At 35.7% G+C, this 815-nt stretch carries 1 protein-coding gene; it reads right to left on the reverse strand.

Annotated features, from left to right (window positions below; genetic code table 11):
- A partial coding sequence (locus CHI06_RS26225) for a reverse transcriptase domain-containing protein (RefSeq protein WP_257009463.1) occupies nt 1–755 on the reverse strand: 755 nt, incomplete at its 3' end.
- Nucleotides 756–815: the final 60 nt, after the last annotated feature.

Below are 815 nucleotides of genomic sequence, written 5' to 3' on the forward strand. Positions count from 1 at the left end.
TCATCTGCGTATCTCACGATGTATGCTTGTCCTTTACACTGTTTCCTAACCCTTTTTTCAAACCACAGGTCAAGGACGTAATGAAGGTATACATTGGCTAATATCGGAGATATTACTCCACCTTGCGGTGTGCCATTGTCTGTCTTGTATTTCTTACCTTCCTCCATATATCCACCTTTAAGAAATCTTCCGATTATTCTTAGGAGGTTAGGGTCAGCGATTCGCAGTTTTAAGAACTCCATCATCCATGTGTGGTCAACGTTGTCAAAGAATCCTTTAATATCTACATCTACTACATAATTTACTGACCTCTTTTCAATATAGTGGTTCAGTATTTTCAAAGCATCGTGGCAATTACGATTTGGTCGAAATCCAAATGAGCAGTCTAGAAAATCATTTTCATAGATGGTAGTTAGTATTTTCGTAATGCCTTTTTGAACAATCTTATCTTCATGTTCAGGTATTCCCAATGGTCTTTTCTTGTTTGAATTGAGCTTTGGAATATACATTCTCCTTACTGGAACAGGACGGTAACTTTTACTTTTAAGCCTATTTACTAAGTCCTCTATGTTTTCTTTTAGATTTTCACTGTATTGCTCTTTAGTTGTACCATTAATCCCAGTTGCCTTTTTGTTAGGTAACTCATGATGACATTGAACTAGTGATTGCTCATTTAATAAATGTGCAAGAGATGTAAATTTCATTTTAGGTTCAGATTTTGCTAATTCTGCTATCCTTAGTAGTTTTGTTTCCATTTATTGTACCTACCTCTGTGTGTAGTAAATGTATCCCTAGTAAGGGTGATAACTGGTAGA

Source organism: Bacillus sp. 7884-1, assembly GCF_002272245.1.
Lineage (GTDB): Bacteria > Bacillota > Bacilli > Bacillales > Cytobacillaceae > Neobacillus.